Origin of the sequence: Nonomuraea sp. H19 (assembly GCF_052068215.1) — a bacterium.
Classification (GTDB): domain Bacteria; phylum Actinomycetota; class Actinomycetes; order Streptosporangiales; family Streptosporangiaceae; genus Nonomuraea.
This window is the reverse complement of sequence record NZ_JBQHCV010000028.1, coordinates 123,230-142,338: the sequence shown is the minus strand read 5'-3', so window position 1 is coordinate 142,338 and position 19,109 is coordinate 123,230. Positions and strand designations below refer to the sequence as shown.

Below are 19,109 nucleotides of genomic sequence, written 5' to 3'. Positions count from 1 at the left end.
ACAGATCACGGAACGATCCTGTCCGCTATTTGCGCAAGGCTGAAGCCATGACCGACCAGACCTGGAACCCCCTGCTCCGAGAGCAGCTCGCCTGGCACTGGACCAAGCAACTGCGCGATCGTCTCGACGGACTCACCGACGACGAGTACTTCTGGGAGCCGGCGCCCGGCTGCTGGAGCGTGCGTCCGCGCGGCACCGGCGCCGCACCCGTGCAGGCCGGGTCCGGCGCGATGACCATCGACTTCGCGATGCCGGTGCCCCATCCGCCACCGTTCACGACGATCGCGTGGCGACTCGGGCACGTGATCGTCGGCGTGCTCGCGGTGCGCAACGCCGCGCACTTCGGTCGCGCGCCCACCGACTACCAGCCGTTCGAGTACGCCGCGACCGCGGCCGCGGCGCTGGACCAGCTCGACACGGAGTACGCCACGTGGCTGGCCGGGGTCGAGTCCCTCGGCGAAACCGGCCTCGCCCGCCCGTGCGGGGAGGCGGAGGGACCGTACGCCGAGCATCCTCTGGCAGCGCTGGTGCTGCACATCAACCGCGAGCTGATCCACCATCTGGCCGAGGTGTGCCTGCTCCGCGACCTTCACCTGCACACCCATCAGCAGACCCGACAGGAGGCGAGCTGAGATGGCCCGCGACGTACAGATCACCTTCGACTGCGCCGACCCGGCCGGGTTGGCCGCGTTCTGGGCAGAGGCCCTCGGCTACCAAGTGCAGGGCCCGCCCAGGGGCTTCGAGTCGTGGGAGCAGGCCCTGGAGGCGATGGGCGTGCCGCCCGAGCGCCGCAACGACGCCTCGGCGGCGGTCGACCCCGAGGGCTCCGGACCGCGGCTGTTCTTCCAGCGGGTGCCGGAGGGCAAGCAGACCAAGAACCGCGTGCACCTCGATGTGCGGGCCGCCCCCGGGCTCGAGGGCGACGCGCGGATGGCGGCCCTGGAGGCGGAGGCCGAGCGGCTCGTCTCCCACGGCGCCAACCGGCTCCAGCGCTACGAGCCCGCTCCGCCGCTCGACGCCGGTCACATCATGATGGCCGACCCCGAGGGCAACGAGTTCTGCCTCGACTGATCAGCCGCGCGGCGGGGCCGGCGACGTCTGCGGCGCTCCGGCCCTTAGCGGCCGGGCGGCCGCCAGGCCGAGGGCCAGGCAGGAGCGTGTCCACGCGTTGCCGCGCGGTCGCGAGGACCAGGGCGGCCGCGAGCGCCGCCATGAGCAAGGGGAAGGGCAGGTCCCGGGCGGTCGCGCCCAGGCCGATCAGGATCCGAGAAGCACCGGTCACCGAGCCGTAGATAACGTGACGGCCATGGACATCACCATTCATACGAGCTTCCTCCCGCATGACGACCCGGACGCCGCCCTGGCCTTCTACCGCGACACCCTAGGCTTCGAGGTCCGCAGCGACGTCGGGCACGGCAAGATGCGCTGGATCACGGTCGGCCCTGTCGACCAGCCCGGCACGTCCATCCTCCTGGCGCCGCCGGCCGCCGACCCCGGCATCACCGAGGACGAGCGCCGCACCATCACCGAGATGATGGCCAAGGGCACCTACGGCTGGATCCTGCTGGCCACCCGGGACCTCGACGGCACCTTCGAGAGGCTGCAGGCCGGCGACGCCGAGGTCGTCCAGGAGCCGACGGAGCAGCCGTACGGCGTCCGCGACTGCGCCTTCCGCGATCCCGCGGGCAACCTGGTCCGCATCCAGGAGCTTCGCTGAGCCGTTCAGATTCGGCCACGATGACCTCCGCAGAGAACGCGGCGGCCAGCGCTTCCAGGCCTCCGTCCGCGGCTCATCCTCGACGGCGGCCGGGGCCTTCGAGGGCACACCCGCCGACCTCGCCGCACCCTCACCGGCGAGCACCCTCGCCATGTGGCCCAGGTGCTCGCGGACATCGATGAAAGGAGTTCTCTCATGTGTCATCCCGCATGGGGGCGCGCACTGACCGCGGCACAGCGCCTGAACGACCTTGCGCGGCTGCGCCGCGTCCGCGATCGGATCGACCGGGAGTACGCGCAGCCGCTGAACGTCGAAGCGCTCGCCCGAGGCGCGCACATGTCGGCCGGGCACCTCAGCCGCCAGTTCCGGCTTGCTTACGGCGAGTCGCCGTACTCCTATCTGATGACGCGGCGCATCGAGCGCGCGATGGCGCTGCTGCGTCGTGGCGACCTCAGCGTCACCGAAGTCTGCTTCGCGGTCGGCTGCTCGTCGCTGGGCACCTTCAGCACCCGTTTCACCGAGCTGGTGGGCATGCCGCCCAGCGCGTACCAGAGCCGCGCGGCGGGCGCTGCGGCGGGGATGCCGTCGTGCGTGGCGAAACAGGTGACCAGACCGGTCAGGAATCGAGAAGCGCTGGTCACCGAGCCCACTTAGCGTGACAGCCATGGCTTCCATCGAATTCGTCACCCTTGAGGCGGTCGACCCCGCGGCGGCCAACCGCTTCTACACCACTGCTTTCGGTTTGGGCACTCTGGTGCGTCTGCGGGCCTCGGAAGCGCCGACGACCGGCTTCCGTGGGTTCACGCTGTCGCTCATCGTGTCCCAGCCGGCCACCGTCAACGGCCTCATCGGCACCGCCCTCGACGCCGGCGCCACGCCGTTGAAGCCGGCCGCGAAGTCGCTGTGGGGCTACGGCGGCGTTGTACAAGCCCCGGACGGGACGATCTGGACGATCGCGTCCTCGGCGAAGAAGGACACCGGCCCGGCCACCCGGCAGATCGACCAGATCGTGCTCCAGCTGGGAGTCGCAGACGTAGCCGCGAGCAAGCGGTTCTACGTTGACCGCGGCCTCGCCGTGACGAAGAGCTATGGCCGCAGGTACGTCGAGTTCGCCACTTCGTCGAGTCCCGTCAAGCTGTCGCTCTACAAGCGTCGTGCCCTCGCCAAGGTCGCCGGCGTCGCTCCCGATGGCACCGGATCGCACCGGCTCATCATCGGCAGCGATGCCGGGCCCTTCACCGACCCGGACGGCTTCGTGTGGGAGGTGGCCTAGCGGGAGTGTCCCGCAAGCACGCCGCCCTACTGGAGACGATCACGGGACGCCCCTAGCGCGTTGCGTCCAGGACCGGTTTCACATCGACGATCGGGGTGCCGTCGATGGCCTCGAGATCGGCTACCCGCACCCGAAGCCCGTCGATCGCGAGCACCCGAACTCGGTGCAGACCGATGGGATTAGGCCGGTCGGAGGAACGGGTGCTGAAGACACCGGTCAGCGGGTTCCGCAGATCATCACGCGGATGTACGGCCACCACGGATCGGTCGGCGAGGTGCAGCCACGTGAGGACGAACACCTCATCGCCCACCGTAAGATCACGGATGCCATCGGCCATTGCAGGATCGAACGTCAGCCAAGCGTCGGGAGCGCCCTCCACACCCTGCTTCGGAGCGCTCGCGCGATCCACCAAGGAGGACTGGACGACTCCGATCGGACGAATCTCGTACGTCATGACTTCTCCGTACCGTGGGTCGACCCGATGTGCTAGAGCGTTTGGCGATCGCTGCCACAACTGACCGACATCGGCGGTCCCGCATCGCCCGCACAGCGACCGGCCCCAAAGCAGACCACACAGGACAACACATGGCTGACCGGATGGCTGACCCAGGTGCCTCTGCAATCAGCGTTCGGCACCCTGGGGCCAGAACACCCGGATGGGCAGGCCGCGCCGGCGGGCAGCGGCGACAACGTCCGCTGTGCCCCCGTACCCCCTGGCGGGGAGACCGTCCCATACCGCCCAGAGCATGTCGGAGTTGTCGAGCATGAGTTCCGAGGCGGTCTGGTGCGATTCGGAGGTGGATTCGGCGAAGTTGAGCTCGTGGATCCGGCTCGCGCGCCCGTACAGCTCGTCGTAGGTGGGCCAGTGCTGGGCCGGCAGCGCTTGCCGGTACTTCGTCGCAGGCACGACGACCTCGAGTTGCCCGCCGCAGTCCAGTACGGCGCGGGCTCCGATCACATCCGCGCCGTCGGCGAGGCACGACAGGCCCACCACTGGCTCATCGAGCTGGGCGAGCGCGGCGCGGATGTCGGCGTCCACATGCTGCTCGATAGCGGGGGAGAGCCCTCGGTGGCCGGATATCGCGATGCGGAGCGTCATGGTCGGATGGTCACCCCCTTCAGCCGATCGTGGCGCGCTGCGTGAACGCCGCCTGATGCAGCCGGTCCATAACAGGGGAACACCTCCAGCGCCATGTCCCGACCTGCCCCCTTGATGTCGCTCAGCGAAAATGCCCAGGCTGCTCACTGAGAGTGCCCACGTAGGTGATCAGTAGGGTATGGCTTTCAAGGATCTGTTCCTGGATCTGCTGGTGGGCGTCGACCACTGAAGCTACATGAGCGTCAGGTTCCACGCCCGGACGGTGCCGTCCTCGCCTCCCGTTACGGCGATCGGCCTGCCGTCGATTTCCGTGGTCACCACCACCTCGATAGCCCCCTCGTGTCCCGCCAACGGGTCCCCCAGCTGTTGTCCGCGCGCAATGTCCCAGATCCGAGCCGTTCCGTCTTCGCTGCCGGTCACCGCCACCGTCGCTCCGTTGAGCCGGGTGACGGCAATCGAACGGATGGAGCCGGTGTGGCCGGACAGCGGCACCCCGATCTGCTCACCACGGGCGATGTCCCACACCCGTGCCGTCATCTCGTCGCCGCCGGCCACCACGACCGCACGGCCGTTCACCTCGGCTATCGCGATGGCTCTGACCACGGGCTCGATGCCGGTCAGAGGCTCTCCGAGTTGTTCACCGCTGAGGACGTCCCATACCTGGAGGCTGGAGTCCTCTCCTCCGGTCACCGCGATCGGCCGCCCGCCGACCAAGGCAGCGGTCATCTCTCCGTTGTAGCTGCCCTTGAGGTCTGCGATGAGTTCGCCGCGGGTCAGGTCCCAGACCAGCAGCTTGCCCTCCTCACTGCTGCTGAGGACGAGTGGCCCTCGCTCGGACGAGACGGTGACGAGAGAGCAGACGCCCAAGCCGTGGCCGGTCAGGGTCTTCCCGATCTTGTGACCGGTTCCCAGATCCCATACCCTGACGGCCCCGCCCATGTAGTCCTCTCCGAGCAGGTGAGTAAGGTCGAAGCGACCCCCGCCGGTCACCACCACTGGACGACCGTCGAAGTTCGCCGCCGCCAGTCGGGACACGACCTCGTCCGGGTCGGCCGTGGGAGGCTCTTCTTCCAGGAGGTCATCCTCCTCTTCGTCGGAGTCGTCCTCATCCCAGATCTCACCGTCGGCGTCGGGGACCGGGTCTTCCGGCGCGGCGTTGTCAAGGTCGAGCGGTCGTTCCCTGCGGTCGCCGGTGACCAGGTTCCACGTCCAGATGGTCCCGCTGCTGTCGGCCCCGACCACGCCAGGCACGCCATCGAGGCCGATCGCTGCGAGGTTGTCCATCGAGGCGGCGGTATGACCGGAGAAGCAATGAAACATCCGAAGATCATTCATGTGCGGGAGGTTACCCCCAACCCCGACACGTTCCGCCAGATCCGGCATTCCGCGTCCACTCAATCTGTGAGGCAGCGAACCAGGCCTGCTCCGGGCACCAGGTCACCGCGGTAGCCGAAGCCGCCGTCCCTGCGCGCCGATCCGGCCCACAACGCCCCCGCGCCGCAAGGCCGGTGATGACGTTCACGCCGGTTGACTTGGAGCGCGCTCAAACCCCTAGCGTCGGTGGGCACACGGTTCCGAGCTCAGGAGGCAGCTCCATGACCTACGTCCCCACCCGGCACCTAGGCGAACTGGCGGTCTCCGCACAGGGCCTGGGCGTGGCGGCGTGACGAATGGCACGGATGCCTGGCCGCAGCCTTGTCACACGCAATCCCATAGGAAGCGGCCCTCCTTTCCGTCTGGCGAGACGAAGGCCCAACCTGCCCCCCACCCGCTTCGGCCCCACGTGTAATGGCAAGGCACGACCTCTTCCGATACCTCACGCTCCGTCAGTCCGTCGATGGGCAGCCAATCCTCCAGCTCTGACGTGAGCTGAACCACCAGCGTCCAGCCCTTTTCCGGATACCGCTCATCGTGTATCCAATCCGGCTCCACCCCAGGGCCGCCGAGGAACACTGACGTATCCTCCTCCGCCAAACGCGGCAGATGGTCCACGCACGCCGCGGGCCCCTCGGCCTGCGCCCGTACGGTCACGAAGTCCGGGATACGGCCGCCCGGTTGGATCACCACCGCGTTTTCACCACCCTCGGGTAGCCCGGAGAGATCTTCATCGCCCATGAACACATAAGCCAGGCGGCCGCCGCCGAGCGCGAACTGGCCCAAGAACTGCATGGGGTCGCCATTGATGCGCGAGTATGGCCACTGCGGCTCCTCCAGCCACACCGGCTGCCCGCCGATCTTGGTCACCGGCTCACGTATGGGCCCGTCAGCGGAGACGAACTCAAGGCGGGCGCCAGGCTGGAACATGGATATTCCTTGCGGTTGCACGGTGGGCAATGAGGACATGTGCGGGGATGACTGTGTGTTTTGCGAATATCGTATGTGCGGTCCGTCAGTCGCAGATGTAGCGAGGTCGGCGTCGAGCGGGGCCTCCTCGGGTGAGGCAAGCGGTCCATGCCGGCGATGGCGGCCCAGCGGACTCCAGGGTGGTGCGCAGGGTGTCACGGGCCCAGTCCACCAGCCGTCCCGCGAAGCCCTGATCGGCAAAGACATGCCGGATCGGGGTGGTCAGATACGCCGACAGCAGGGCGGTCTTGGCGCCGTCGCGGTCCTGCCGGCCAGCCGCCATGACCGCGACCGTGACGAGCAGGCCGGTGGTGTCGGTGATGATGAACCGCTTGCGGCCGTTGAACTTCTTGCCCGCGTCGTAGCCCCGACTGTCACGCCCCACGGTATCGGCGCCCTTGACGCTCTGGGAGTCGATGATGCCGGCCGACGGCTCGTCTTCGCGACCGGCCTGGCGGCGGGCCTTCTCCCGGCGCGGATGCTTCTCCGGACGCCCGCCGGTGCTCGGCTCGGGGAGTAAGGGCTCGATCAGCTCCCACTGCGCGTCGGGCAGGTCCGACGGGTAACGATCCGGGGGCATCCAGCCACCCTGACGGCCTCCATGCCATTCGTCACGCCGCCACGCCGAACATGAACAATCCTCTCAAACGCGCACTAAGAGATACGAGCCGACCTCCGCGTCATCGCTAGGATGAGCGTCGCAAATTATTCCATATGCCAGACAAGTGGAGGCGCTACATATGGGCGACGAGCAGACCGCTTTGGTAACAGGCGCTGCCGGCGGGATTGGGCAGGCCATCGTGGCGGTGCTACGCGCAAAGGGATGGCGGACGATCGGCGCCGATCTCCATGAGTCGAGTGCGGACGCTCATTATTCCGTTGACCTGCGCCATCCGGAGCAGGCCGCTGCGCTCATCGATGAAGTCACTTCCCAGAACGGATTTCCCAGGGCTCTTGTCAACGCCGCAGGAATATACCGAGCCGTTCACTTGCCTGAAACCGATGCGGCCTACATCGATGAAGTCATGGCCGTCAATCTCGTCGCCCCCCTCGTATTGTGCCGCGAATTCGTCGGCAGCCACATCGCGGGCGGCAGCGAGGCTTCGATTGTGAACGTGGCGTCGGTCAGCGGCAGAATGGGGAGCCCAGATCCGTCGTATGCAGCTTCCAAAGGAGGTCTGATCGCCATGACGAAGGGGCTTGGCCGCGCATACGCATCTCACGGCATCAGGATCAACGCGGTGGCGCCAGGTGTCATCGACACCGACATGGCTCGACTCATTCCCGCGGAGCGCCGTGAACAGTATCTCAGTACGATTCCCAGCGGCCGGTTCGGCGCCGCTCACGAAGTGGCCGCGACTGTGGCATTCCTGCTCGGCGACGAATCGTCATACATGGCCGGAACCGTATTGGATGTCAACGGCGGCCTCTGGTGACGACCCTTCGAAATTGCACTGCTCGGGTTCATCCATCCCATGTCCCAGCCCCTGACAGGTGAGCGCGCTGGACGGCAGCTCTGATCTGGTGCGGCAGAGGACCTGACGAACAGGGGCGCCTCAGCACCCACACAGCGGCCTTCCAGGACACGGTAAGGTCAGTCGCATTGGTGATCATCGACGCCTCGGTGAGGCTGCCTGGAGCCGTGAATGCACCATCTGGAACAGCGCCATCTGGACCAGCTGCACGCGGAACGCGTAGCCGCTTACCAGGCCGTTTCCGCTCAACTGTCCATGCTGAGCGACCACCGGATCATCGACCTCGTGACCGCGGCCACGCCTCGCGGCTCCGGTATCGGCGGTCGATCGGCAGAGTTGGACATCGACGGGAGGCGGGTGTTCGTCAAACGGGTTCCGCTGACGGACCTCGAAACGCGACCGGAGCACGTCCGATCAACGGTCAACCTCTTCGACCTGCCCACCTTCTACCAGTACGGCATCGGCTCAGCCGGATTCGGGGCCTGGCGCGAACTGGAAACCCACACCATGACCACCAACTGGGTCCTCGGCAACATCTATGAGGGCTTCCCTCTGATGTACCACTGTCGGGTGATACCCGACTCCCCTCCGGAGGGCTTCGCCGACGAATTCGGAGGCATCAACGGAGCGGTCACGCACTGGGAGGGCTCCCCGGCGGTGCGCGAACGGCTGAAGTCCATCGCCGGCTCCTCGCTCAGCTTGGTGCTCTTCCTGGAACACATCCCGTACACGCTGGCCGCCTGGTTGGCCGGCCAGCAGGACGCCTCACCGTACGCATGGGCAGAGCAAGCTCTCGCCCGCGGGGCCGCCTTCATGAGCTCCAACGGGCTCGTTCACTTCGACGCCCATTTCCATAACGTCCTGACCGACGGGCGCTTGCTCTACTTTGCAGACTTCGGGCTCGCGCTGTCTTCTCGGTTCGACCTCTCCGCGGCCGAGGCAGCCTTCCTGTCTGATCACCTCGCCTACGACCGTCACTACACCGCAACCCATCTGCTCCGCCACCACCTGCCCGGCGGCGTGCGCGATGACGCCCAGCACGAGGCCTTCCTGCGCGACTGGATCGCGGGCAGCACCACGCGCGAGCACTTCCCGCCCGCGATCGCCGCGATTGTCGACCGGCACGCCAGGACCGCCCTCATCCTGAACGGCTTCCACCGTCGGCTCATCACCGAGACCAAGCGGACGCCGTATCCGGTCGACGAACTTCAGCGGGCTACGGCAGACGCTTCGCCGCGTCAAGCACACACCTAAGGCAGCAACCCCAGCCCCAGGGCCGGGCCCCTAAGGCGCTGAAGCTCGCGGAGTGGTGGGCTACCCACTCGGCGTAGGTGCGGGCAGGATGCCCGGTGACCTGCTCGACCGTCGGCAGAACTGGCGCCGCGAGCCCAGCCACTGGTTTCCAGTTCGTCGGACAGCGGCCGGTCGGACGAGACCCCACGCCCAGGCTCTCCGCCTCGAACGGGTCGCTGCCGTCGCCGCGAACAGCATGATCGATTGCGGAGCTCTGATCAGGGGGACAAGCGCGTCGGCCCACGATCGGGCGGGCTGGCGGCACGCCCTGTTCAGGGATGTCGCCTGGGCGCTCGCCTACGTCACCGGGCCACGGCCAGGCGGTAGTTCTCGTCGGTGGTGAGGAGGTTCCGGTGCGTCTCCTCCGCGGTGATGACGCCGTCGTCCAGGACGAGGACCCGGTCGGCGGCGTCCAGGAGGGCCGGGCTGCTGGTGATCACGATGGTGGTGCGGCCCCGGCGCAGCTCGGCGATGTTGCGCGCGATGAGCTGCTCGGTGACCGCGTCGACGGCCGTCGTCGGGTCGTGCAGGACGAGGACGTCGGTGTCGGCGGCGAGGGCGCGGGCCAGGGACAGCCGTTGGCGCTGCCCGCCGGAAAGGTTCGCGCCGCGGTCGCGGACGCCGTAGTCGAGTCCTTCGCGGTGGAGGGCGACGACGTCGGTCAGCATGGACGCCTCGACGGCCTCGGGGACCATCCGGCTGGTGCCCGACGGGTCGATGTTCGTGCGGAGGGTGCCCGCGAAGATCTCCCCGTCGTACGGGTTCACCAGCATGTGCGCGCGGACCGCCTCGATCGACAGGTCCGCCGTCTCCTGCCCGCTGACCCGCACCACACCCTCATACGCGCTGGGTGGGACGTTCATGGCCAGGACCGCCGCGAGGTCGGCCGCCGTGCGCGGCTGGTAGGCGGCGATCGCCACGAACTCGCCGGCTGACACCTGGAACTTCAGCTTGCGCAGGGACCCGTACCGGACGCAGTCAACCTCGAGGTCTCCGCCCGCGGCCGGGCGCTCCCGCCCCGGGGTCATCACCGGCGGCGCGGCCAGCACCAGGGCCATCCGCTCGGCCGACGCGCGTGCGATCATCACGTACTTCGGCATCTCGGAGAACAGCTTGAGCGGTTCCATGATGAACTGCGCCAGCCCCACGGCCATGACGAGCTCCCCGATGGTGATCTGGCGCTGGAACGCGAGCCAGCCCGCCGTCAGGGTCACGGCGGCGGCGAGGATCGCGTTGAGGGCCAGCGCGGCGCCCGCGTACGCGCCGTTCACCCCGGCGACGGTGATCGCCTGCTGCTTCGCCTCCGTGCTGACCTTCCGGTACGACCGGAACGCCGCGTCGTTGCCGCCGAAGCCGTGCAGCGGGCGCAGGCCGGTGATCAGGTCGGCGACCTTCGCGCCCGCCCGCGCCACCCGGGCCTGCTGTTCGCGGGTGCTGGCGCCGATCCGCCTGGACATCACGCTCAGGATCGACAGGATCGCGACGGTTCCCACGATCACCAGCAGGCCGAGCTGGACGTTGGCCAGGCCCAGCGCCACAGCCGTGACCAGCACCGCGACCAGCGAGCTGATCAGCAGCGGCACCACCTCGATGATGTCGGCGGTCTGGTCGGCGTCCTCGGTGGCGATGGTCAGCACCTCGCCGGACTTGAGATCGACGTCCCTGGCCACCGGCTGGAGTCCGCAGGCCGCGACCCGCACCCGCCAGCGGTGCGCCTCGGTCGTGTTGGCCTTCTGCAGGATGCGCATCCCGAACCGCCACGACAGCGACACGGTCGTGATGATCACGGCTAGGGCGGCGATCGACAGGCCGAGCGAGCCGAGGCTCCGGTCCCGCATGGTGTACTCGACGATCAGGCCGAGCGCGATGGGGAAGGCGGTCTCACCCGCCTGGTACATGCCCATGAGGACGGTGCCCCAGGCCATGGCGCCGACGTTGCGCCGCAGTGCGGTCCGGAGGATGTCGGACCCCGTGCGGGGCCGCTGCTTGTCAGGAGTTGTCATCGGGGTGGCGGTCAATCGCTTCTTACCTAACTACCCTCTCGCCAGGCTCGCCACAGTCGCGCGTACCGGCCGCCCAGAGCCACCAATTCTTCGTGAGTTCCCTGCTCCACCACGCGTCCCGAGTCCAGCACGGCGATCTGGTCCGCCGCCATCGCCTGGGTCAGCCGGTGCGCCACGAACAGCGTGGTGCGGCCCTGGCACGCGGCCGACACGGCTCGCTCCAGCTCGGCGGCGCCCTGGCTGCCCGCCTCCGCGGTCGACTCGTCCAGCACCACCACCGGCGACCGGCCCAGCACCAGCCGGGCCAGGGCGATCTGGGCGACCTTGGTGACGTCCAGGCGCTCGCCGCCCTCGCCGACCATGGTGTTCAGCCCGTCGGGCAGCGCGTCGACCCACCCGTCGGCGCCGACCGTGCGCAACGCGTCCATCAGCTCGGCATCGGTCGCCTCCGGCGCGGCCAGCCGCAGGTCGCCGGCGAGCGGACCGGAGAACACGTGCGTCTCCTGCGTCAGGATGCTCACCAAGGCCCGCGCCCCGGCCTCGTCCAGGTCCGCGAGGTCGGTCGACCCGATGCGCACCGATCCGGCCTGCGGGGTGCCGATGCCCGCGATCAGCGCGGCCAGGGTGGTCTTGCCCGCGCCCGTCGCCCCCACCAGCGCGAGCGAACCGCCGGCCGGGATCGTCAGGTTGACCTCCCGGAGGACCGGCTCCTCGGTGTCGGGATAGCTGAACGTCAGCCCCTCCACCGTCACCGGGTACGGCGCGGCGTCCGCCGACGCGACGGCCGTGTCGCCCACCAGCCGGTCATCCGCGGCCTCGCCCAGCACCCCGACCAGCCGGGTCAGGCTCGCGCCCGACTTCTGCGCCTCGTCGAAGGTGAACATGATGGCGCCCAGCGGGTTGAACAGCCGGTGGAACAGCAGCGGGGCCGCCGCCACCTCGCCCAGGCTGGCGGCATCGGCCTCCAACAGGGCGTACCCCACCACGATGATCAGGACCAGCCCGATGAACTCGGCGCGGTTCTCTCTGCCGACGAACCGGCCGAAGAACCGGAACACCTCGATGCCGAGATCGCGTACCCGCCACGACTCGCTGGTGACCTTCTCGCGGAAGGCGTCCTCAAGGCGGTACGCCCGGACCGTGTCGATCCCGTTCAGGCCGCTGATCAACGCCTGCGCACGATCGGCCTGGGCCACCCGCTGCTTCTGGTAGAGCGGGGCGGACCGGGGGAGATACCAGCGCAGAGCCAGCGCGTACGCGGGCAGCGCGCCGGCGCCCGCCAATCCGAGTCGCCAGTCCAGTCCGAACATGCCGGCCGTGGCGATGACGACCAGCACTCCCGCCGAGAACACCGTGGGGATGGCCGTGCGGATGCCCTTGGACAGCACGGCCACGTCATCACCGACCCTGGACAGCACGTCTCCCCGGCCGACCTGCTCGATCCGCGCGCTCGGCATTCCCAGCACCGCCCGTACGGCGCCCTCCCGCAGCCGCGCGAGCAGATCCGCGCCCAGCCGTCCGATCAGGTACGTCGACGCTGCGGTGGCCGCCGAGCTGAGAAGCGCGGCGGCCACCAGCAGGGCCCCGATCGTGACCAGGATCGATTGCGGCTCGCCCTCGATCACCCCGTCGACCACCCGGCCGAGCAGGAGCACCGGCAGTACCTGAAGCGCCGCCCCGGCCACCGTGGTGAGCACGGTGGCCACCGTCAGCCATGGCACTTCGCGACAGTGCGCCGCGACCCAACGGGTGGCCTCGCGTCCGGTCGCCGTGCGCAGGGTGGCCGGGGCGAGGAGGGTGTCGGTGGTGCTCACACCCGGACCAGGGCAGGGCGGAGGCAGGACACGTTCATCGACCTCTTCAGCTGACGGACTTGACGAGTTCGTCGATCGCGTACGGCAGGGACAGCAGGGTGCCCTGCGACATGGCCGCGCCGATCGCCGGGCCCTCGCTGTCCAGGAGGTACGAGACCTTCCCGTTCTTGGCCGCGGAGAGGTTGGTGAACAGCTTGAACTTCTTCAGCGCGTCCTGGTCGGCCTGGTCGTTGATGACGAAGATGCGGTCGACGTCGATCAGGTCGATGCGCTCGGGGGAGAGCAAGGTGTAGAACTTGCCGCCCGCGATCTTGTCGATCTCCGTCGCGCCCTTGAAGCCGATGCCCGATATGAGTCGTCCGCGCACGTCGGTGGTGGTGAACGGCGCGACCGAGCCCTTGTACCAGGACAACGCGACGGCGGTCTGGTCCGCGAACTCCGGGTGCGCCTTACGGGCGGCGTCGAGCTTGTCCTGGATGCCCTGCACCAGCTGGGTGCCCTCGGTCTCCTTGCCGAGCGCCTTGGCGATGTGGACCGCGTTGTCCTGCCACGGCGCGCTGAACGGCTCCTTCTCGGCCTTGGTGCGGCCCACCGTCGGGGCGATCTTGGAGAGCTTGTCGTAGGCGGCCTGGTCGATCTCGGAGTAGACCGCGATGATCAGGTCGGGCCGCAGGGCGGCGATCTTCTCGTAGTTGGGGCCGGCGTCCCCGTTGCTCATGATGACTTCGGGGCGGGTGTCGCCCCACTTGTCCTTCACCCAGGGCCACTGGGTGTTGATGTCAGGGGTCTTGCCCGGCGGGTTCGGGTACTGGTCGACCATGCCGACCGGCTTGATGCCGAACGCCAGGATGGCCTGGTCGTCGGTGTAGCCGACGGAGACGACGCGCTCGGGCGCCTTGGTGATCTGCGTGGACCCGAACGCGTGCTCCACGGTGAGCGGGAATACGCCGGCCGCGGCGGCCGGGGCGTTGTCGCTCGGCTTTTCCGCCGAGTCGGAACCGCATCCCGCGAGGAGGCCGGCGCTGAGGGTCGCGGCGGACAGTATCGCCGCCAACCGCCGCCAGGACTTCGTAAGTGTCGTTCGAAGGAGGGGCATCCGAAATCCCTTGTTTCGCGCTGTCCGCTGCAACCCCGTCTTAGGGCAGGCGAACCTTAACACATCGAAATAAGGGTAACCTAACCTAACTTTGTCCGGCCTGGTCATGGGTGCGTCTAGCCGGGCTGGACGTGGGTGCGGCCGATCGGCACGATGAGCGGCCGGTCGCCCACCGGGTCGTCGATCACCTTGGCGCGCAGCCCGAACGCCTCGTGCAGCAGCTCTGCGGTGATCACGTCACGGGGGTGCCCCTGCGCCAGGATCGACCCCGTCCTCATCACGATGAGGTTGTCGCTGTAGCGCGTGGCCAGATTGAGGTCGTGCAGCACCATGACCACGGTGTGCCCCGATTCGTGCAGGTCGTCCACCAGATCGAGCACATCGATCGCGTGCGCCAGGTCCAGGTAGGTGGTCGGCTCGTCCAGCAGCAGCAGGTCGGTGCCCTGGGCCAGGGTCATCGAGATCCAGACGCGCTGACGCTGCCCGCCGGACAGCGCGTCGACCGGGCGGTCGGCCAGGTCGGACACCCCGGTCATGGCCAGCGCGCGTTCCACGACCGCGGCGTCGTCCGATGACCACTGCCGCAGCCAGCTCTGGTGCGGATGGCGGCCCTGGGCGACCAGGTCGGCCACCGTCAGCCCATCCGGCGCGACCGGTGCCTGCGGCAGCAGGCCGAGCTTCTTCGCCACGTCCTTGGTCTTGAGCCTGCCGATGTCCTCACCGTCCAGCACGACCGTCCCCTTGGCCGGCTTGAGCAGCCGCGACAGGGTCCGCAGCAGGGTCGACTTCCCGCAACCGTTGGGGCCGATGATCGTGGTGACCACTCCTGGCGGGATCGCCACGTCGAGATCGTCGATGACGATCCGGGCGCCGTACCCGACTGTGACGCCCTTGGCCGCCAGCCGTGAGACGCCATTGAACCCGGAATCGACCTCGGTGATGTGCTGAGCGACCACAAGGTCCACCTTACTTAGGTTTGCCTAACTTTTGCATCATCTATCGGAGGTTCTCCCGTACCAGCAGATAAACGAGGAAAGGGCCGCCGATCGCGGCGGTGACCACGCCGACCGGGAGGGCGATCGGCAGCGCCGCGCGCGCCACCAGGTCCGCGCCGATCAGCAGCAACGCGCCCACCAGGCCGGAGGCCACCAGCGGGGGCGTCGGGTACCTCGCCAAACGCATCGCAACCTGCGGCGCCACCAGCGCGACGAACGGGACCGGGCCGGCCGCGCTCACCGCCACACCGGCCAGCAGCACCGCGCACAACAACAGGACCGCCCGCACCGTCGAGTACCGGACGCCCAGGCCGGCCGCGACCTCGTCACCGAAACGCATCGGCTTGAACTGGAACGCGACGCATGACACGACGGCCATGAGGGCGAGCGAGCCCCACAACGCCACCCAGACCTCGTCCCACGACCGGTTGTCCAGCGAGCCGATCAGCCACGCCTGAGCCCGGGCCACGTCCTTGATGTCGGCCGTGACCAGCAGCCAGGCCGTGATCGCCTCCATCACGGCGCTCACCGAGATGCCGATGAGGATGAGCCGGAAGCCGTCGATCCCGCGCCGCCACGCCAGGAAGTACACCAGCAGGCCCGTGCCGAGCCCGCCCGCGAGCGCCGCGGCGGACAGGCCCACGGAGCTGACGACCGCCGCGGCGGCCCCGCCCGACACCGTCACCAGGAGCACCGCGACCGCGCTGGCGCCCCCGGTGATCCCCAGAACGTCCGGGCTGGCCAGCGGATTGCGCGCGATGGACTGCGTGATCGCCCCGGACACCCCCAGCGCGATCCCCACGATGAGCCCGGCCAGGGCACGCGGCATCCGCAGGTCCATGATGACGAACTCGTCGACCCGCTCACCCTGGCCGAAGATCGTGGCGATCACCTGGGGCAGTCCGATGGGGAAGTCCCCGACGCCGATGGACAGGCAGAACACCAGGAAGGTCACGGCCACCAGCAGCAGCGTGACGAATAAGAGCAAGGGCCGCCACACGAACGAGACGTGGCCGAGCCGCACGCCCGGCGCCACCGATCGCTTCACGTCTGTCCCGTTCATGTGCTCTTCAACTTTCCGCGCCACACCAGAACCGCAAAAAACGGGGCGCCGAGGAGAGCGACGACGACACCCGCGTCCAATTCACCCGGGCGCACCACTACGCGCCCCACGATGTCGCAAACAAGGAGGACAACGGCTCCGAGCAGACCCGCGCACGGCACCAGCCAGCGATAGTCCGGCCCGGTCAGATACCGGGCCACGTGGGCCACCATGAGCCCGAGAAACGCGATGGGGCCGCACGCCGCCGTCGCCGCGCCCGCCAGCAGGGTGATGGCGACGATGCCGATGGTCCGGCTCAGGGCGATGTTCACCCCCAGGCCCCGCGCGACGTCGTCGCCCAGGTTGAGCAGGTTGATGGTGGGCAGCGTGGTGAGTGCCAGCGCCAACCCGGCCACGATGAACGCGACGACCGGCCAGATGACGTCGAATCCGACCCCGGCCACGGAGCCCGCGTTCCAGAACCGCAGCGCGTTCAGCGCCGCCTGGTCCGAAAGCGCGACCGCCGTGGTCATCGCCGCCAGGAACACCGCGATCCCTTGTCCGGCCAGTGCGAGCGTCAACGGGTTGCCGGCGCCCCGGCCGATGCTCGCCAGCCCGAACACAACCGCGCCGGCGGCCGCCGCCCCCAGGAAGGCGAACCAGACGTACTGGAACGGGTTGGTGAGCCCGAAGAGAAGGATCACCAGAACCACGGCGAACGAGGCGCCGGCGTTCACCCCCAGCAAGCCCGTGTCGGCGATCGGGTTCCGCGTGTACCCCTGGATCAGCGCCCCGCCGACCCCCAGGGCGACGCCCGCCACGATCGCGAGCACCGTCCGGGGCACCCGCACGGTCTGCACGATGAGCCTGATCTCGGTGAGCCGCTGGTCGGCGTCCGGTGCCGTGAACAACCCGTGCCAGACCTCGGCGGGACTCAATGCGCGCGCGCCGACGGCCAACGACGCCGCCCCCGCGACCACGAGGACCGCCACGAGCGCGCCCAAAGCCACGACCCGCCGCCGGCGGGCCTCTGTGACCCCTGGCGCGGGGCGTTTCTCCGCAATCGTGCCCATCATCAGGACGCTCGCTGACCGGGCAGGGGCGCTCGCGCCGTTTCCATGGATGCCTCCTCCATCGGGGCACGACCGGCAAAATTAAGGGGAGCCTAACCTAATTGGATGGTGTCGGTCTGATCTACCCCGTCTCCGGCACCGTTGGACAGATCAATAGGAACGTCGGCAAGAGCATCCGAGAAGGAGCAGATCCCCGCCGAGGGGCCGCGCGCCTACTTCGACGTCATCCCCGAGCGCCTCCCGGGGGTGCCTCGCCGGCAACACCAGCGCCGGCTCGCCGAGCACAGCGAGACCATCCGCGGTTGGCAGCCGACCGCCGCTGTGACGCGGGCGGGCAGCATGACGTTCAGCCGCGTGCCCCCGGCTCCGCGACAGTATCGGAGCCGGGGGCACGCTTCACATGGGGAGTGTCAGCCGCGGGAGGCCGCGACCTCGTCGGCGGGTACGGACGTGTGCGAGCGCAGGGTGCCTGCGGCGAGCAGGGCGCCCACGGCGGCGATGCCGGCGGCTCCGATGAAGGCGGCGGAGAAGCCGCTGGTCAGTGCGGGTAGGTTGCCGAGTTGGGCGGCGCCGTTGGCGGCGGCGACGGCGGTCATGGCGGCCAGGCCGAGTGCGGAGCCGACTTGGTAGCTGGTGTTGACGATGCCGGAGGCCAGGCCGCCTTCTTCGGGCCGGGCGGAGGAGATGGCGGTGCCGAGGGAGGGGATGAAGGCCAGCGACATGCCGAGTGCGGCGAGGAGGCTGGCGGGCAGGACGTCGGCGGTGAAGTTGCCGTCCGGGCGGATGAACGCGAGCCAGGCCATTCCGGCGGCGAGCAGGGCCAGTCCGGTGACGGTGGTGGTCTTGGGGCCGAAGCGGTTGATGGTGCGGGGTGCCAGGACGATCATGCCGATCATGATGAGGACGGTCATGGGGAGCAGGGCGGCGCCGCTGGGGAAGGCGCTGTAGCCGAGGACTTGCTGCAGGTAGAGGTTGAGGAAGAACCACATCGGGATCCAGGCTCCGCCGAGCAGCAGTTGGGTGAGGTTGGCGGCGGCGAGCTTGGGGGTGCGGAAGATGGACAGGCGCATGAGCGGTTCGCGGCGGCGGGCCTGGATGGCGACGAAGGCGGCGAGCAGTGCCACGGCGGCGCCGAGTACGAGCCAGGTCTGGGCCGAGTTCCAGCCGATCTCCGGGGCTTGGACGATGGCGTAGACGGCGGCGCCGAGACCGAGGGTGACGGTCAGGGCGCCGAGTACGTCGACGGTGCCGCGCTGGGGCTGGGTGGCGGGCATCAGCGGGCCGGTGGCCAGCAGGGCGACGAGGGCGATGGGGATGTTGATGTAGAAGACCCAGGGCCAGCTCAGGTATTCGGTGATGAGGCCGCCGAGGAAGACGCCGGCGGTGCCGCCGGCCGGGGCGGCGGCGCCGTACAGGGCCAGGGCCTTGGTGAGTTCCTTGGGGTCGTGGCCGAACAGCATCATGAGCAGGGTGAGGGCGGAGGGGGCGATCAGTGCGGCGCCGACGCCCTGGACGGCGCGGCCGGTGAGTTCCACCCACACTTCGGGGGCGATGCCGGCGACGAGCGAGCCGATGAGCAGGATGAGCCAGCCGGCGCTGAAGAGCCGGCGGGCGCCGAACAGGTCGGACAGGCGGCCGCCGAGCAGCAGCAGGCCGCCGAAGGCGACGACGTAGGCGTTGAAGACCCAGGACAGGTTCTCCTGGGAGAAGCCGAGGTCTTCCTGGATGCGGGGGAGGGCCACGCCGATGATCGACGTGTCCATGATGACGATGAACTGGGCGGTGGCGATCAGGGCCAGGGCGGTCCATCGCCGGGGGGGATGGTGCGGACATGAGCACTCTCCACGATGAGCCCTACCTGGGTAGGGTATGAGGAAGGAAGTTTT

General features: G+C 68.7%; 19 protein-coding genes. 7 read left to right on the top strand and 12 right to left on the bottom strand.

Annotation, left to right across the window (positions count from 1 at the left end):
• Nucleotides 1-47: 47 nt before the first annotated feature.
• The 5 genes from ACTMTI_RS44920 to ACTMTI_RS44900 all read left to right on the top strand — a co-directional run bounded on the left by ACTMTI_RS44920 (nucleotide 48) and on the right by ACTMTI_RS44900 (nucleotide 2,990).
• Nucleotides 48-632, top strand: coding sequence for a DinB family protein (locus ACTMTI_RS44920; protein ID WP_441126964.1), 585 nt, complete (start codon nucleotides 48-50; stop codon nucleotides 630-632).
• A gap of 1 nt (nucleotide 633) precedes the next feature.
• Nucleotides 634-1,071, top strand: a complete 438-nt coding sequence (locus tag ACTMTI_RS44915; protein WP_441126963.1) for a VOC family protein — start codon at nucleotides 634-636, stop codon at nucleotides 1,069-1,071.
• A 235-nt stretch (nucleotides 1,072-1,306) separates the two neighbouring features.
• Nucleotides 1,307-1,717 carry a VOC family protein gene (locus tag ACTMTI_RS44910; protein ID WP_441126962.1) on the top strand — a complete coding sequence of 137 codons (411 nt, stop codon included), beginning with the start codon at nucleotides 1,307-1,309 and terminating at the stop codon, nucleotides 1,715-1,717.
• A 195-nt stretch (nucleotides 1,718-1,912) separates the two neighbouring features.
• Complete coding sequence (locus tag ACTMTI_RS44905) at nucleotides 1,913-2,371, top strand: helix-turn-helix transcriptional regulator (protein ID WP_441126961.1); 459 nt, start codon at nucleotides 1,913-1,915, stop codon at nucleotides 2,369-2,371.
• Nucleotides 2,372-2,381: 10 nt separating this feature from the next.
• Nucleotides 2,382-2,990, top strand: coding sequence for a glyoxalase (locus ACTMTI_RS44900; protein ID WP_441126960.1), 609 nt, complete (start codon nucleotides 2,382-2,384; stop codon nucleotides 2,988-2,990).
• A gap of 52 nt (nucleotides 2,991-3,042) precedes the next feature.
• Here ACTMTI_RS44900 and tsaA read toward each other — a convergent pair whose 3' ends face one another.
• The 5 genes from tsaA to ACTMTI_RS44875 form a co-directional block, all read right to left on the bottom strand.
• Complete coding sequence (gene tsaA / locus ACTMTI_RS44895; RefSeq protein WP_441126959.1) at nucleotides 3,043-3,444, bottom strand: tRNA (N6-threonylcarbamoyladenosine(37)-N6)-methyltransferase TrmO; 402 nt, start codon at nucleotides 3,442-3,444, stop codon at nucleotides 3,043-3,045.
• A 168-nt stretch (nucleotides 3,445-3,612) separates the two neighbouring features.
• Nucleotides 3,613-4,089 (bottom strand): hypothetical protein, encoded by a 477-nt coding sequence (locus ACTMTI_RS44890; RefSeq protein ID WP_441126958.1) that lies wholly within the window; start codon nucleotides 4,087-4,089, stop codon nucleotides 3,613-3,615.
• Between the two features lie 231 nt (nucleotides 4,090-4,320).
• Nucleotides 4,321-5,373, bottom strand: coding sequence for a WD40 repeat domain-containing protein (locus ACTMTI_RS44885; RefSeq protein WP_441126957.1), 1,053 nt, complete (start codon nucleotides 5,371-5,373; stop codon nucleotides 4,321-4,323).
• A 414-nt stretch (nucleotides 5,374-5,787) separates the two neighbouring features.
• Complete coding sequence (locus ACTMTI_RS44880) at nucleotides 5,788-6,393, bottom strand: hypothetical protein (RefSeq protein WP_441126956.1); 606 nt, start codon at nucleotides 6,391-6,393, stop codon at nucleotides 5,788-5,790.
• 85 nt (nucleotides 6,394-6,478) lie between these two features.
• On the bottom strand, nucleotides 6,479-7,012 hold the full coding sequence (locus tag ACTMTI_RS44875; RefSeq protein ID WP_441126955.1) for a transposase: 534 nt from the start codon (nucleotides 7,010-7,012) through the stop codon (nucleotides 6,479-6,481).
• A gap of 160 nt (nucleotides 7,013-7,172) precedes the next feature.
• Here ACTMTI_RS44875 and ACTMTI_RS44870 point away from each other — a divergent pair, with 160 nt between their 5' ends.
• Together ACTMTI_RS44870 and ACTMTI_RS44865 are read left to right on the top strand one after the other, a co-directional pair.
• A complete protein-coding gene (locus ACTMTI_RS44870; protein WP_441126954.1) occupies nucleotides 7,173-7,868 on the top strand; it encodes an SDR family NAD(P)-dependent oxidoreductase in 696 nt (231 codons plus the stop codon).
• A 294-nt stretch (nucleotides 7,869-8,162) separates the two neighbouring features.
• A complete protein-coding gene (locus ACTMTI_RS44865) occupies nucleotides 8,163-9,161 on the top strand; it encodes a protein kinase family protein (RefSeq protein ID WP_441126953.1) in 999 nt (332 codons plus the stop codon).
• Between the two features lie 341 nt (nucleotides 9,162-9,502).
• Here the strand turns inward: ACTMTI_RS44865 and ACTMTI_RS44860 are convergent, their stop codons facing one another.
• The 7 genes from ACTMTI_RS44860 to ACTMTI_RS44830 all read right to left on the bottom strand — a co-directional run bounded on the left by ACTMTI_RS44860 (nucleotide 9,503) and on the right by ACTMTI_RS44830 (nucleotide 18,986).
• Nucleotides 9,503-11,203 carry an ABC transporter ATP-binding protein gene (locus tag ACTMTI_RS44860; protein ID WP_441126952.1) on the bottom strand — a complete coding sequence of 567 codons (1,701 nt, stop codon included), beginning with the start codon at nucleotides 11,201-11,203 and terminating at the stop codon, nucleotides 9,503-9,505.
• A gap of 26 nt (nucleotides 11,204-11,229) precedes the next feature.
• The gene (locus tag ACTMTI_RS44855) at nucleotides 11,230-13,017 is read right to left on the bottom strand and encodes an ABC transporter ATP-binding protein (RefSeq protein ID WP_441126951.1); all 1,788 of its coding nucleotides are present in this window, start codon (nucleotides 13,015-13,017) and stop codon (nucleotides 11,230-11,232) included.
• Nucleotides 13,018-13,063: 46 nt separating this feature from the next.
• Nucleotides 13,064-14,113 (bottom strand): iron-siderophore ABC transporter substrate-binding protein, encoded by a 1,050-nt coding sequence (locus ACTMTI_RS44850; RefSeq protein ID WP_441126950.1) that lies wholly within the window; start codon nucleotides 14,111-14,113, stop codon nucleotides 13,064-13,066.
• A 116-nt stretch (nucleotides 14,114-14,229) separates the two neighbouring features.
• The gene (locus tag ACTMTI_RS44845; protein WP_441126949.1) at nucleotides 14,230-15,069 is read right to left on the bottom strand and encodes an ABC transporter ATP-binding protein; all 840 of its coding nucleotides are present in this window, start codon (nucleotides 15,067-15,069) and stop codon (nucleotides 14,230-14,232) included.
• Nucleotides 15,070-15,109: 40 nt separating this feature from the next.
• On the bottom strand, nucleotides 15,110-16,171 hold the full coding sequence (locus tag ACTMTI_RS44840) for a FecCD family ABC transporter permease (protein ID WP_441126948.1): 1,062 nt from the start codon (nucleotides 16,169-16,171) through the stop codon (nucleotides 15,110-15,112).
• A complete protein-coding gene (locus tag ACTMTI_RS44835) occupies nucleotides 16,168-17,226 on the bottom strand; it encodes a FecCD family ABC transporter permease (RefSeq protein WP_441126947.1) in 1,059 nt (352 codons plus the stop codon). The genes ACTMTI_RS44840 and ACTMTI_RS44835 overlap by 4 nt, the downstream gene beginning before the upstream one ends.
• Nucleotides 17,227-17,633: 407 nt before the next feature.
• Nucleotides 17,634-18,986, bottom strand: a complete 1,353-nt coding sequence (locus tag ACTMTI_RS44830) for an MFS transporter (RefSeq protein ID WP_441126946.1) — start codon at nucleotides 18,984-18,986, stop codon at nucleotides 17,634-17,636.
• Nucleotides 18,987-19,109: the final 123 nt, after the last annotated feature.